A 14,038-nucleotide genomic window follows, 5' to 3' on the forward strand; every position below is an offset into this window, starting at 1 on the left:
GGGGGGGGCCTGGGCGGCGGGCAGGTGGGCGACGTCGGGCGGCAGCGGCATGCCGCCGCGGGGGACGGCGAGGACGCGCATGCCGGCCGCGGTCGCCGAGCGGATGCCGTCCGGGGAGTCCTCGACGGCCAGGCAGCCGGACGGCGGCATGCCGATCTCGGCCGCCGCGCGCAGGTAGGGGTCGGGCGCGGGTTTGCCCCGGGCCACGTCCTCCCCGCACACGACGGCGCTCAACCGTCCCGTCAGGCCCAGTCCGTCGAGGACCGCCAGGACGAAGCGGCGCGGGCTGGCCGTGGCCAGGCCCACGGGGCCGTGCCGTCCGGCTTCGAGGACCAGGTCCACGGCGCCGGGCAGCGCCCGGACCCGGCCCGCGGCCACCTCGCCGGTCGCCGCGGTGGTGCAGGCCTGGACCACCTCGGCGGGGCTCGCCGTGCCACCGCACAGTCCGGCGACGTACGCCGCCCAGCCGCCGTTGCCGTGCAGGGCGGCGGTGTCCTGCGCCCGCCAGCGGTGACCGTGGCGGGCGGCGAAGGCCGCGCAGACACGGACCCATGCGTCCGCACTGTCGACCAGCGTGTCGTCCAGGTCGAAGATCGTCGCTCGGCTCATCCGGTCACACCGTCGCGGGGTCCGCGAGGCGCGGCCCGTTCGACAGCTGCTCGATCGAGATGAGCGCCAGGCCGTGCCGGTCGGCGAAGGCCCGCAGCCGGTCGAAACGGGCGACCGAACCGTCGTCCTCGCAGACCTCGCTGATCACACCGACCGGCGGCAACCCGGCCAGGCGCAGCAGGTCGACGGTGGCCTCGGTGTGCCCGCGCCGCTCGGCGATCCCCCCGGGGCGGGCGCGCAGCGGGAAGACGTGCCCGGGGCGGTGCAGTTCGTCGGGCCGGGTCGCCCGGCCGGCCAGCGTCCGTACCGTCCGGGCCCGGTCCGCGGCGGAGATCCCGGAGCCGACGCCGACCGCGTCGACGGAGACGGTGTACGCCGCCGTGTCGAGGTCGGGGCCGGGCGGGACCATCAGCGGCAGTTCCAGGCGGTCGGCGATCTCCGGCGCCAAGGGCGCGCAGATCAGGCCGCTGTCCAGCGGACGAAGAACCCCATGGTCTCCGCGGTGGCGAACTCGGCCGCCATGACCAGGTCGCCCTCGTTCTCGCGGTCCTCGTCGTCGACCACGATGACGGGCCGCCCGGCCCGCAGGTCGCCGACGGCGGTCGCCACCGCGTCCAGGCCCGCAGCCGAGCGCGGCGCCGATGCTGACGTCACAGATCCAACCTCTCCTCGCAGTAGCGCTTCCTGCGGGATGCATCGGTGACCGAACGGGGGAGCTTGAGAAGTCCGTACGCCGAACGGGCTTTCCCCGCTCAACAGCGCGGGATCGGCTTGCTGTAACCCGTCGTGCCGGGCGTGGCGACGTAGTGGTCGGAGACGTAGCGGCCGTTGTCGAGGCGGTTCCAGATCTTGGTGGCGCCGACCTTGGATCCGGACTTCTGGCAGACGACCCAGGCCAGCGCGCCGTTCGGGGAGGTGCCCTTGGCGGCGTAGGAGGTGCCGGGACCGCTGCGTTCGGTGAGGCCGCCGGGCGCGGTGACCTGGTAGGGCAGGACGCAGCGGGGCAGGGGGGCGCTGTAGCCCGTGGCCGACGGGGTGCTGACGTAGTGGTCGCTGACGTAGGTGCCGTCGGTGAGCTTGTCCCACACGGAGGTGGTGCCCACCTTCAGGCCCGGGGCCTGGCAGACGACGCGCAGGGCGGAGCCGGGCGCATGGGTGGTGACGACGGGATGGGTCGTCGAGGGGCCGCTGCGCGCCTTGAGGGCGGTGGAGCTCGTCACCGTGTAGCCGAGGGCGACGGTGGCGACGGGCGCGTCGAGCCGGTCGTTGTCGATGTTCACGGTGACGCCGCCGTAGGTCTCGTCGTGGCCGCCGCGGTACTGCTTCGCGCGCTGGTGGACGGGCCACTTGGCGTCGGCGACGCCGGTCCAGCCCTTGAGGGTGTCGGCGCCGTCGTAGCGGGCGATCCACAGGGCGTCCGGGCGGGCGTAGGAGGCGGAGGCGTAGACGTCGGCGAGCTGCTTGGCGCCGAGGTTGAGGTTCATGTAGACGCCGGAGACGTAGCCCAGCCGGTGCAGTTCCTTCGTCCAGGCCGACAGATAGGTGAGGACGCCGGTGCGGCAGGCGGCGTCGTCCTGGGCGTAGTTCTCGATGTCGTTGTAGAGGGCGCTGCCGGGCTGCATGCCGAGGGCCTTGGCCGCGGCGACGGCCTCGCCGGCCGCCCTGGTGCCCTCGGTCCGCGCGGAGCCGGGGGTGGTGCTGATCTTGGCGTCACCGGGCCGGGCGCCGCAGGGCGGCTGCAGGCCCTTGTGTATGGGCAGCAGGCGCCACTTGAGCCGGGCGACGGAGGTCACCCAGGAGGCGGTGAGCTGCGGCTGGGCGCAGGTGCGGTTGACCCCCGATACGTACACGCCGAGCGCGCGGTACGGGGAGGCGTTCCACGCCTGGATCGTGGTGAGCGGCGGCGCGGTGCACGTGTCGAAGGCGAGCCCGGAGTAGCGGGTGGCGCCCGCCCCCGCGGGGTAGCCGGCCGCGGTGGCGGGCTCGGCGGAGGCCGCGGGGGCGAGGACGAGGGCGGTGGCGCCGCCCAGGAGCAGGGCGGAGGCGGCGGCGAGGAGTCTTCGCGCGGCGCGGTGGAGGAAGTGCGGGTTCGGCATGACGGCCCCCCGGGTACGGCACGGCGCCATGGCGCCGGAATCACTGGGTCAGCCGTCCGCGCCGTGTGTGCCGGGCCCCGGGGCGGGAATCGTCGCGCATGACGACACATCAGGCCGTTGCGGACAAAGGGTAGTGGGGGTGCGGCGACCGCGTCGAGGAGTGCGACGCGGTCACGGTACGACCGCGGCGTCGCCGACGGCGGCGATGAGCTGGAAGGGCAGTTCAGGGTCCCCCTGGCCGACGCACACCCCTATCCAGCGGTCCCCGACGCGCCAGGCCCATGCCTCGCAGGCGTAGCCGCACAGGGTGTCCAGCGGCGGCGGAACCGGCTCACCGTGGAAGGAGCGTTCGAGGTGGGCGGCGAGGTCGACCGTCTCGGGCGCGCCCCAGCGTTCGGTGAGCACCTCGACCAGGGCCTGACACTCGGCCTCCATGTCGTCCTCGACCTGCCCTCTGTACCCGGGGTCCCCGTCCGCGTCCCAGAAGTCCTCACTGATCCGGAGGTCCGTTATGTGGTGGCCGGGGCCGCTGTCGACCGCGCCGCAGCGCTCGCGCCGCGCCGGGAAGGGGCGGGCGCGCAGCGCGTCGACGACGGCCACGTGGCCGGGCAGGTCCATGGCTCCAGTAAACCCCGCGCCTGTGACACTTGACATCGAGTCAGTAACCCTGTGCCGGAGCTACTCGCCGCGGGCCGCCGGGACGGGTACGATCCGGCCAACACGCGCGCAAGCTGGGAGGACGTACGTTGGGGCGGCTCACCGGCGGGGACCCGTCCCTGCTCCGGCGGATCAATTCCGCGGTGGTGCTCCATGCGCTGCGCGGCGAGCCCGCCGTGAGCCTGACCGAACTGGTGCAGACGACGGGGCTGTCACGGCCGACCGTCGAGGGCGTGATCGAGGGCCTGACGGAGTCGGGCCTGGTGGTGGAGGCGCCGCAGGAGCCCGGTGACGCGCGCAAGCAGGGGCGTCCCGCGCGCAGGTTCCGCTTCCACGCGGAGGCGGGGCACCTGCTGGGCGTGGAGATCGGGGCCCGGGAGATCCGGACGTTGCTGTCGGACCTCAGCGGTCGCGTCCTGGGGTCGCTGGCGCACGACGTCGCCGACACCCTGCCGGCCGAGGAGCGCCTGGAGCGGGTCCGCGGCACCGTCGCCGAGCTGCTGCGCAAGGCCGGCGTGGCCCGCAGCACCCTGTGGGCGGTCGGCGTGGGCAGCCCGGGGATCGTGGAGACCGACGGCGCGGTCCGGCTGAGCACGGCGCTGCCCGGCTGGACGGGGCTGCCGCTGGGCGAGCGGCTGCGCCGGTCGTTCCGCTGCCCCGTCCTGGTGGAGAACGACGCGAACGCCGCCGCCGTCGCCGAGCACTGGAAGGGCGCGGCCGTCGGCACCGACGACGTGGTGTTCGTGCTGGCGGGGCTGAGCCCCGGAGCCGGGTCCCTGATCGGGGGCCGGCTGCACCGCGGCTTCGGCGGGGCGGCGGGCGAGATCGGGGCGCTGCACCTGCTGGGCCGGGAGGCCCGGCCGGAGCGGCTGCTGTCCACGACGGGGACACCGCTGCACCCGCTGGACGAGTCCGCGGTGGCCGAGGTGTTCGCGCTCGCGAGGTCGGGCGACGTCCAGGCGCGGGAGGCCTTCGACCGGTTCCTGCAGCGCCTGGTGCACGACGTGGCGGCGCTGGTGCAGGCGATAGACCCGGAACTGGTGGTGATCGGCGGCTGGGCGGCCGGACTGGACGGCGTACTGGAGCCGCTGCGCACGGAGTTGGCGCGCTACTGCCTGCGGCCGCCGGAGGTGGCGCTGTCGGCGCTGGGGCACGAGGCGGTGGCCACGGGGGCCCTGCGGCTCGCGCTGGACCACGTCGAGGAGCAGTTGTTCGCGGTGGCCAGGACCTCGCTGCTCGGCCGCTGAGCGCGCGACGCGAGCCGGGCCGCACCACCATCGGCCGGCCCCCACCGGCCCGCCCCACCGCCGACCACGCGAACCACCGGCCAGGGCAATACGGGCGAAATTCCGCGGCTCACCGGCCTGCCTGCTTGGCCCGTTTGTCCGACCAGCCGACGATCCGTCGCATCGGCGAGCGTGCCGCGCCGGCGGGCGCGGCCGGCGAAAGGGCGTCCCTCGTGCGGCGAGCAGTGGTCCTGGCAGTGTCCCTGGTGCTGGCGGCCGGCGCGGCGACCGCCCCGGCCGCCGGGCACTCCCCGGATCCCCTGGTCGCCGAGCAGCTGCGGATGGCGGGGGCCACGGTCGCGGCCCGGACGGCCGGGGCCACCGGGATCGTCTTCGGGGCGTGCCCGGCCGACAGCGGGCTCAAGGCGCCCGTGCAGTGCGGCACCGTCCGGGTGCCGGTGGACTACGCGGAGCCGGGCGGCGCGACGATCGGCCTGCTGGTGAGCCGCTTGCGCGCGGCGGGCCCGGCCTCGGTGCGCCAGGGTGCCCTGGTGTTCAACCCGGGCGGCCCCGGCTCGTCGGGGCTGTGGTTCCCGGCGGTGGGCCGGCCCGGCGTGGGCGCGGTCACCCGCAAGGTCTGGGAGACCGCGGCCAGGACGTACGACCTGGTGGGCTTCGACCCCCGCGGGGTCGGCCACTCCGCGCCGCTGTCCTGCCAGGACCCGGCGGGCCACCAGCGCTCCCCCGGCCCCGATCCGCGACTGCCCACCGCCGCGGTGAAGGCCGCCAAGCGTGCGGAGGCCCGGCGCACGGCCGACAACTGCGGCGCGCGAGGCGGCGCCCTGCTGCGGAACATGCGCACCGCGGACCTGGCACGGGACCTCGACGTCATCCGCGCCGCCCTGGGCGAGCCGCGCCTCAACTACTACGGCGTCTCCTACGGGACGTACCTGGGCGCGGTGTACGCCACCCTCTTCCCCTCGCACGTGCGCCGCATGGTCGTCGACAGCGTCGTCAACCCCGACCCGCGCGGTGTCTGGTACGGCGCCAACCTCGCGCAGGACGTGGCCTTCGAGCGCCGCTGGGCGGACTGGCGCACCTGGGCCGCCGGGCACGACCGCGTGTACGGCCTCGGTGCGACACCCGGGCGCGTGCAGGCGAGCTTCGACCGGGCGATGCGGATGCTCGGCAAGCGCCCGGCCGGCAAGGTGGGCGCGGGCGAACTGCACTCGGCGGCGGTGCAGGCCGCCTACTACGACCAGCGCTGGGCCTCCTTCGCCCATCTGCTCTCGCGCTACCTGCACGGTGACGACGACCCGCTCGTCGACGCGGCCGCCCCGGACCCCGGGCAGGCCAAGGACGAGGAGAACAGCGAGGCGGTCTACCTGGCGGTGGAGTGCTCGGACGGGGCATGGCCGCGCGACTGGAGCGTGTGGGACCGCGACAACTCACGGATCGCGCGCCAGCGTCCCTTCGAGACCTGGGCGAACGCCTGGCTGAACCTGCCCTGCGCCTCGTGGCCGGTCCAGGGCGGGCGGGCGGTGGACGTCGGGGCGCGTCCCGGGTCGGGGCTGCCGCCGGTGCTGATCGTCCAGTCGGAGCGGGACGCGGCCACACCGTACGAAGGCGCGGTCGAACTGCATCGCAGGCTGCCGGGCTCCCGGATGATCACCGAGGAGGGGCGGGGCTCCCACGGCCTGATCAGCTTCTGGAACGAGTGCGTCACCGCGCGCGTCGACCGCTACCTGATCTCCGGCGCCACCGGGGACCGGGACATCCGCTGCTCCGGGCACCCGCTGCCCGCACCCTCCGGCCGTGATGGCGCCGAGGACGCCAACACGGGCCGCTTCTACTGACCGGACGGACCGGGCGGACCGGGCGGACCGGGCGGCACGGACGCCGGAGCCGGGTTCACGACGCGGCGGCGTGCCGCTGCTGGCCGTGGTGGGTGATCTCCATCGCGCCGCTGTCGCCGAAGGTCAGCCGGCAGGTGTCGGCGCGGTAGGTGGCGACGGCAACGGCCGCGACACGTCCACCGCTGAAGTAACGGGTGGTGACGACCAGCACGGGGGCGCCGGGCAGCCGGTCGAGCTGCTTGGCGTCCTCGGCGCGGGCCGAGCCCAGCTCCACGGCCCGGTCGTCGCCGTCGAGCCCGAGGACGTGCAACTCCCGCAGGACGGCGGGGGCGTGGCCGGCCGGCGTCAGGTCGCCGGCGAGGCCGGGGACGGAGGCCCGGGGGACGTAGAGCAGCTCGGTGGCGACGGACTGGCCGCCCATCGCGCGGACCCGGCGGACGGTGTGCACCGCCTCGTCGGCGTCGGTGCCCAGCACCTCGGCGACCGCGGTGGGGGCGACGGCCTCGACGCAGCCCACCGTCCGCCACGCGTCACCCGCGGCGCCGGGCCAGCTGCCGCTCGACGGGCCGACCGAGACGCCCACGCGCGGCGGTGCGACCGTGGTGCCGACACCGCGGCGGCGCTGCAGGCGGCCCTCCAGCTCCAACTGCTCCAGGGCCTGGCGCAGGGTCGCCCGGGCGACACCGAAACGGGCGGCGAGCTCACGCTCGTTGGGCAGGATCTCACCGACCGTGAACTCGGAGTCGAGGGCGTCGATGAGGACGGTCTTGAGGTGCCAGTACTTGGGCTCCGGCACGTTCTCGAGCTGCGTGGTCCCCACCCTGTCCTCCGCAATCGGCCTGACGCCGTCCGGGGTTTGTTCAGCCTTGTTTCCGAACGGCTCTTTATTAAAGGTTCTTGCACTACTAGGCGACGATAGAGCTGCCCTCCGACTTGGTCAAGACCAATGCTCAGGGGCCCGGCCGCGTCCGGCGGGCACGGTCGCGCGGTGTTCACGAGGTGTTCGCGCCCGTCATGGGCCCGTCATGGGGCGTTCGCGCGCTGGTAGCGTTCGTGATCACGTCGAGTGAGGGAGCTGGCATGGGTCCGGTCACGGTGGTCACCGGAGGCGGCCGCGGCATCGGTGCGGCGGTCGCGCTGCGGCTGGCCCGCGAGGGGCACGCCGTCGGCATCGGTTACGAGAAGGACGCCGACGCCGCCGAGGACGTCGCCCGCAAGGTCCGGGACGCGGGCGCGCGCTGCGTCGTGGTGCGCGTCGACACCAGCGACGCCGGACAGGTGGACACGCTCTTCGACACCGTGGGCGAACAGCTCGGCGCGGTGACCGGCCTGGTCAACAACGCGGGCGTCACGGGGCCGCTGGGCCGGTTCACCGAGACCCCGGTCGAGGTCATGCGCCGGGTGATCGACGTCAACGTGATGGGCGCGATCATGTGCGCCCGCCGCGCGGCGCTGGGGATGTCCACCCGGTACGGCGGCCAGGGCGGCGCGATCGTCAACATCTCCTCCGGTGCCGCGACGCTCGGCGGCCCCGGGGAGTACGTGCACTACGCCGCCAGCAAGGCGGCGGTCGACGCGCTGACCGTGGGCCTCGCCAAGGAACTCGCCCCGGACGGCGTGCGCGTCAACTCCGTGCAGCCCGGCATGATCGTGACCGACATCCACGCCGCGATGGGCGACCCCGAGCGGCCCTGGCGCAATCCGGACCGCGTGCCCATGCGGCGGCCCGGTGAGCCGGACGAGGTCGCCGGCGCGGTGGCCTGGCTGATGTCGCCGGACGCGTCGTACACCACGGGCGCGGTGCTGCGCGTCGCCGGCGGCCTGTAGCGCCGCCCGCTACTCCCGGGCGGCGGCCTCCGCGTCGTCCTCCGCGTCGATCGTGCGCAGCACGTCGGTGGCGAGAGCGGCAACCTGCGGGATCAGCTCCGGGGTGGCGAGGGCGAGGTGGCACATCGACCAGGTCAGGGTGACGACGCGGCTCCGCCTCGCCTCCAGGGCGTCCAGCAGGCGGCGGCCGACGAGTTCTGCCGCGTCCTTGCGCACGGCGGGGTCGGTCCAGGCGGTCGCGACGATCGCGAGCGCGGCCGCCTCGCACACCCAGTCCTCGGCGTTGTCCAGCACGTCCACGAGGAGCGCACGGCGCCGCGAGACGGCCCAGGGCTCGTCGCTGCGGTGGTGCGCCAGGCCCAGGCACGCCCACACCTGCACGCACCGTATCCACAGGTCGGGGGCCTGGGCGGAGAGCGCGCGGCCCAACTCGTCCTCGCGCGGGGCCGGCGGATGGACCAGCACGCCGAGCAGGTCCTCGGGGTCGAGCCCGGAGAGCGCCACCGCGTCGTCGTAGGCGGCGACCAGGTGCGGCCAGCCGTGCCAGGCCAGGCGGCGCACCGCTTCGGCCGCCTCCGGGGACGGCGGACGGACGGCGGGCCGCGCGGTGGTGCCCTCGTAGGCCCAGAGCGCGACCTCGACGGGGCGCGGGGCGATCCGCAGGTCCGGCTCGGGCACGGACTGGATCTCGGTGACCGCGTTCGGGTACGCGGCGCGCAGCGCGAGCAGCGCGCTCGGCGGCTCCAGGGCGGAGACGGTGAGCGTCAGTCCGGCGTCCGCGGGCACGGACTGCCCGAGCGCCTGGTGCAGCAGGCTGACCACGGCCTCGTTGCCGCCGGGTATCCAGTTCAGCCACGGCGTCCCCTGGCTCAGCCGGGCGAGCAGGTCCGCGGCGTAGCCGTGTCCGGGTTCGGCCCGCAGATGGTCGGCGAGGGCCACCAGGTGCCGCAGGTCCGGCCGCACCGCGTGGCGCAGCGCGTGCACCGCGGGTCCCGCCTTGGGGTGCGCGGGGTCGGCGGCCAGCGCCCGCTCGGCCCACGCCACGCCCTCGGCGGGACGGCCGAGCGACCCCAGCAACTCGGCGACGTCGACGTACAGGTCGAGGTCGGAGGGGTCGCGGGCGACCTCGCGCTGCCAGACCTCCAGCGCCTGCTCGGGGCGGCCGGCGCTGCGCAGCGCGTAACCGAGCATCACCGCGGCGGGGTGGGAGGGTTCGAGCTCGTACGAGCGCCGTGCCCAGCCCACGGCCTCTTCGGAGCCGCCCATGCGGCGGGCGAGCGTGGAACCGCACCAGAGCAGCATCGTGTGGTCGGGGTGGCGCGCGGCGCTCGCGCGGACCAGGTCGAGCAGCGGCAGCAGCGGGCCGCGCCGCTCCTCCTCCACCGGGTCGGGCAGTTGCGGCGCGACGCGCGCGGCCGCCCGGGCCACGGTGTCCGGCGCGACGAGGTCCGCGATGTCGGGGCGGCGCAGCCACGCGACGTCCAGCCAGGGCCGCTGCGGCTCGTGCCCGGCGCACTGGGCGAGCAGGCCGACGGCCTCGTCCCAGTGGCCCGCGACCGCGCAGAGGTGGCCGCGCGCGGCCACGGTGCCGATGAACGCCCGCTCCTCGGGGGCGAAGTACGTCAGCGCCGCCTCCGCGCCCCCGACGCTCGCGGCGAACTCGGCCATGGCCTCGTGGGTCTCGGGGAGCGCGGGGTCACGCGCCAGCGCGTCCTCCAGGTGCCGGGCGGCGTGCTCGAGGTCGCCCCCGGCCAGCGCGATGCGCGCCGTGGCCACTTCGCCCTCCGCCTCCAGGCGCGCCCCGTCCTCGTGGCCCTCCGGATGATCGTGCACAGCCGCTCCCCGCCTCGCTTCGCTCGTGGTGCCCCCGCCCCCGGGGCACCCTAACCGACGGCGGCGAACCGCCTGTCGGAGTGCCTCGGCGGGAAGTCCGTGGGGAGGCGGGCCTGATGTTCTGGACCCCCGCATTACTTTCTCCTCCCGTTCACGGAGACGTGGCTGCGGGAGGACCGCCGCCGCGTGCGGGACCGGCGGTCAGGCCCTGCCCTTGTCGCGGAGGACGGGGGCCGCGGTGGCGACGCCGGTGAGCTTGCCGGGGTTGGTGAGGAGGTAGACCGTGGAGACGAGGCCGTCGGTGACCTCCAGGCTGAACACGGTGTGGGGGCGGCCGCGGGAAGTGACGACGATCGACGGGACGCCGTTCACCTCGCGGAAGGCGAAGGCGGGTTCGGCGATCGGGGTGGGCGCGATGGCGTGCAGGAAGCGGCCGACCTTGCCGGCGGTCTCGATGACCCGGAGCGGGGCGCGTTGCACGCCGCCGCCGTCGCCGAGCAGACGCACGTCGGGGGCGAGCAGGGCGAGCAGCCCCTGGAGGTCGCCGCCCACCGCGGCGGCCAGGAAGCGCTCGGTGACCCGGGCGGTCTCGGCGGGGTCGGCGTCGTAGCGGGGGCGCTTGTCCTCGACGTGGCGGCGGGCGCGGCCGGCGAGCTGGCGTACCGCGGGCTCGGTCCTGTCGAGGACCGCGGCGATCTGCGCGTACGGGAACGCGAAGGCCTCGCGCAGCACGAACACGGCGCGCTCCAGCGGGGAGAGCGACTCCAGCAGGACGAGGACGGCGAGCGAGACGGACTCGGCGAGGACGACGCGTTCGGCGGCGTCGGGCACGGTGTGCCCGAATTCGGTGGCGACGGGCTCGGGGAGCCAGGGACCGGGGTAGGACTCGCGGCGCGACCGCACCTGCCGCAGGCGGTCGATGGCGAGCCGGGTCGTGGCGGTCACCAGGAACGCCCGCGGGTCGCGTACGGTCGCGCGGTCGGCGGCGGCCCAGCGCGGCCAGGTCTCCTGCACGACGTCCTCGGCGTCGGCGAAACGGCCGAGCATGCGGTACGCGATCCCCGTGAGCAGGGGCCGGTGCCGCTCGAACTCCTCCGCCGCGCTGTCCTGGTCGCCCACGGTCCCCATCCCACCGGACGGCGGGAGGGCATGTCCAGGCAGGACGCCGCTGCGTGCCGGTTTCGACGCCGGAGTCCGGGTGCGGCGCCCAGCGGTGCCGATTCGTTAACACAAGGAAACGGATTCAAAACCCGAGCGGGCGTTCCGGCGTACACAATCCCCCCAGCCTCCAGCAGCTTTATCCGGTTGCCGTACCGACCCCGAGGAGCACCATGTCCGCTCAGGCCACCGACGTGGCGAAGGGCTCTCCGCCACCACCACCGCAGAACGCACTGGACCGCTACTTCCGCATCGGGGAGCGCGGGTCGACCTTCGGCCGCGAAGTGCGCGGCGGTTTCGCCACCTTCTTCACGATGGCCTACATCCTCGTGCTGAACCCGATCATCCTGGGGAGCGCGAAGGACAAGTTCGGCCACGTCCTGTCGACCGGTCAACTGGTCACCGCCACCGCCCTGGTGGCGGCGGTCATGACGATCGTCATGGGCGTCGGCGGCAACCTGCCGCTGGCCATCGCGGCGGGCCTCGGCCTCAACGCGGTGGTCGCCTTCCAGATCGCGCCCATGATGAGCTGGGACGACGCGATGGGCCTGATCGTCATCGAGGGCCTGGTCATCTGCGTCCTGGTGGTGACCGGGCTCCGCGAGGCGGTGATGCACGCGATACCCCAGGCGTTGAAGCAGGCGATCAGCGTGGGCATCGGCCTGTTCATCGCCTTCATCGGCTTCGTGGACGCCGGTTTCGTCAGCCGCATCCCGGACGCCGCGAACACCACGGTGCCCGTGCAACTGGGCGGCAGCGGGGCGTTGTCGGGCTGGCCGGTGCTCGTCTTCTGCCTGGGGGTGCTGCTGACGATCGCCCTGCTGGCCCGGAAGGCGAAGGGCGCGATCCTGATCAGCATCGTCGCCATGACGGTGCTGGCGATCGTGGTCGACGCCGTCGCGGACGTGAAGAGCTGGGGACTGACCACCCCCAAGGTGCCCGACGACGTGTTCGCCGCACCGGACTTCGGGCTGCTGGGTCACTTCAGCCTCTTCGGCGCCTTCGCCGAGGTCAGCTTCATCACGGTGGTGCTGCTGGTCTTCACCCTCATCCTGTCGGACTTCTTCGACACCATGGGCACGGTCGTCGGCATCACGGCCGAGGCGGGCCTGCTGGACGAGGAGGGCAAGGTCCCGAACCTGGGCCGGGTCCTGCTCATCGACGGTGCCGCGGCGGTCGCGGGCGGCGCGGCCTCCTCGTCGTCGAACACGGCCTACATCGAGTCGGCGGCGGGGGTCGGCGAGGGGGCGCGTACGGGCTTCGCCAACCTGGTCACCGGCGGCCTGTTCGCGGTGGCGCTCTTCCTGAGCCCGCTGCTGACGATCGTGCCGCTCCAGGCGGCGGCGCCGGCGCTGGTCGCGGTCGGCTTCCTGATGATGACCCAGGTCAAGAACATCGGCTGGGACGACTTCGAGATCGCCATCCCGGCCTTCCTGACAATCGCCGTGATGCCCTTCACGTACTCGATCACCAACGGCATCGGTGCCGGATTCATCGCCTTCGTGCTGCTCAAGGCCGTGCTGGGCAAGGCCCGTCAGGTGCACTGGCTGCTGTGGGCGGTGTCGGCGCTCTTCGTCGTCTACTTCGCGATCGACCCGCTCGAACAGTTGCTCGGGGTCAAGTAGGGCCCAGTGGGCCGCGGGGGCCGATGCGGCCTCCCGCGGCCCCACGATGAAGACCCCGACCGGGACGGGGGCCCCCGGTCGGGGCCGCTGGCCGGACCGGCGCTCCGCACGCGGCCCGTAACTGTCGAACTACCGGCGCAGGGCGCGAGTTCCCGCCCGTTCCGGATCCCCGGGTGTGACGTGGCCCACGCCCGCGCCCAGCGCGACCCCGCCCGCGACCAGCAGGCTGCCGGCCAGCTGCCCCGTGCCGTACGTGCCGACGCCGGCGAGCGGCGCGGTCAGCGCGGCGGAGACCGGGATCAGCCCGGAGAAGAGCGTGGCCCGCTCGGCGCCGATCCGCTGGACGCCCGCGTACCAGCAGACGAAGCCGATCACGGTGGTGACCGCCGCCTGCCAGCCCAGCGCCAGCGCCTGCGCGCCGGTGGGCGCCGGGAGGGCTTCCGCGCCGTCGAGGGCCACGCCGAGCAGTGCCGCCTCGGCCGCGGCCATGCCGCACACGCACGCGGACAGCAGCTTCGGGCCGAGCGGCCGCAGCACCGGCACGGCCAGCACCGCGAAGGCGACCTCGCCGCCGAGCGCCGCCAGCGACCACAGCAGCCCGGCGACGTCGGTGGCGCCCCAGCCCTGCACCACGAACGCCCCCGCCGCGACCAGGACGGCGGCCGCCGTCACCCGGGTCGCGGGGCGCCGGCCCTCCACGGCGGGCACCAGGACGGCGACGACGACGGGCGCGCAGCCCACCAGCACCCCGGGCACGGCGGGTTCCGCGGTGCGCTCGGCGCCCAGCACCGCGAGGTTGAAGGCCACCATCCCGGTGGCGGCCAGCAGCGCCAGCCGCGCCCACTGCCGCGGGGCGAGCGCGCGGAGCCGGGGCCCGGCGCCGCGCCGGGCGACGGGCAGCAGGAGCAGGAAGGCGAGGCCGTAGCGCAGTGCCTGTCCCCCGGCGTGGGGGTAGCCGACGAGGATCCCGGACGCGGTGAAGGAGCCGCCGACCAGGACGCAGGCGAGGGCCGCGAGCAGCGCCCCGCGGCGGTACGAGAGATCCATGCCAGGCACGCTAGGAAGGTCCGCCGGTCCGGTTTAAGGTCCAATGCGATGACGGTTACGGGGACCAGTGGGGGCGGGGACGCCGGCGAGCGCGGTACGGGTGG

General features: G+C 74.6%; 11 protein-coding genes and 1 pseudogene. 4 read left to right on the forward strand and 8 right to left on the reverse strand.

The annotated features are described in order from the left end of the window. From PV341_RS37365 to PV341_RS37380, 4 genes and pseudogenes are all read right to left on the reverse strand, one after another. On the reverse strand, window positions 1-609 hold a 609-nt coding region (locus tag PV341_RS37365), incomplete at its 3' end, for an HAD family hydrolase (RefSeq protein ID WP_500360143.1). A gap of 4 nt (window positions 610-613) precedes the next feature. Beyond that, window positions 614-1,263: pseudogene (gene ribB / locus PV341_RS37370) on the reverse strand (3,4-dihydroxy-2-butanone-4-phosphate synthase). Between the two features lie 98 nt (window positions 1,264-1,361). Then, window positions 1,362-2,705, reverse strand: coding sequence for a glycoside hydrolase domain-containing protein (locus tag PV341_RS37375; protein ID WP_500331210.1), 1,344 nt, complete (start codon window positions 2,703-2,705; stop codon window positions 1,362-1,364). 171 nt (window positions 2,706-2,876) lie between these two features. After that, window positions 2,877-3,323, reverse strand: coding sequence for a hypothetical protein (locus tag PV341_RS37380; RefSeq protein WP_500331208.1), 447 nt, complete (start codon window positions 3,321-3,323; stop codon window positions 2,877-2,879). A 128-nt stretch (window positions 3,324-3,451) separates the two neighbouring features. On the opposite strand from PV341_RS37380, the gene PV341_RS37385 reads away from it, so the two are divergent. Then, on the forward strand, window positions 3,452-4,609 hold the full coding sequence (locus tag PV341_RS37385; RefSeq protein WP_499510395.1) for an ROK family transcriptional regulator: 1,158 nt from the start codon (window positions 3,452-3,454) through the stop codon (window positions 4,607-4,609). Between the two features lie 212 nt (window positions 4,610-4,821). Continuing rightward, the gene (locus tag PV341_RS37390; protein ID WP_500360144.1) at window positions 4,822-6,444 is read left to right on the forward strand and encodes an alpha/beta hydrolase; all 1,623 of its coding nucleotides are present in this window, start codon (window positions 4,822-4,824) and stop codon (window positions 6,442-6,444) included. 55 nt (window positions 6,445-6,499) lie between these two features. Here PV341_RS37390 and PV341_RS37395 read toward each other — a convergent pair whose 3' ends face one another. Further along, window positions 6,500-7,264, reverse strand: a complete 765-nt coding sequence (locus PV341_RS37395; protein ID WP_500331205.1) for a GntR family transcriptional regulator — start codon at window positions 7,262-7,264, stop codon at window positions 6,500-6,502. A gap of 260 nt (window positions 7,265-7,524) precedes the next feature. Here PV341_RS37395 and PV341_RS37400 point away from each other — a divergent pair, with 260 nt between their 5' ends. Beyond that, the gene (locus PV341_RS37400) at window positions 7,525-8,271 is read left to right on the forward strand and encodes an SDR family oxidoreductase (protein WP_500331203.1); all 747 of its coding nucleotides are present in this window, start codon (window positions 7,525-7,527) and stop codon (window positions 8,269-8,271) included. Between the two features lie 9 nt (window positions 8,272-8,280). Here PV341_RS37400 and PV341_RS37405 read toward each other — a convergent pair whose 3' ends face one another. After that, on the reverse strand, window positions 8,281-10,104 hold the full coding sequence (locus PV341_RS37405) for a tetratricopeptide repeat protein (protein ID WP_500331201.1): 1,824 nt from the start codon (window positions 10,102-10,104) through the stop codon (window positions 8,281-8,283). 201 nt (window positions 10,105-10,305) lie between these two features. Continuing rightward, window positions 10,306-11,223 (reverse strand): RNA polymerase sigma factor SigJ, encoded by a 918-nt coding sequence (gene sigJ, locus PV341_RS37410; RefSeq protein WP_500331199.1) that lies wholly within the window; start codon window positions 11,221-11,223, stop codon window positions 10,306-10,308. A gap of 212 nt (window positions 11,224-11,435) precedes the next feature. Here sigJ and PV341_RS37415 point away from each other — a divergent pair, with 212 nt between their 5' ends. Beyond that, window positions 11,436-12,887 (forward strand): NCS2 family permease, encoded by a 1,452-nt coding sequence (locus tag PV341_RS37415; protein WP_500331198.1) that lies wholly within the window; start codon window positions 11,436-11,438, stop codon window positions 12,885-12,887. Between the two features lie 129 nt (window positions 12,888-13,016). Here PV341_RS37415 and PV341_RS37420 read toward each other — a convergent pair whose 3' ends face one another. Beyond that, window positions 13,017-13,934, reverse strand: a complete 918-nt coding sequence (locus PV341_RS37420) for an EamA family transporter (RefSeq protein WP_500331196.1) — start codon at window positions 13,932-13,934, stop codon at window positions 13,017-13,019. Window positions 13,935-14,038: the final 104 nt, after the last annotated feature.

The organism is Streptomyces sp. PA03-1a (genome assembly GCF_033792805.1).
Lineage (GTDB): Bacteria > Actinomycetota > Actinomycetes > Streptomycetales > Streptomycetaceae > Actinacidiphila.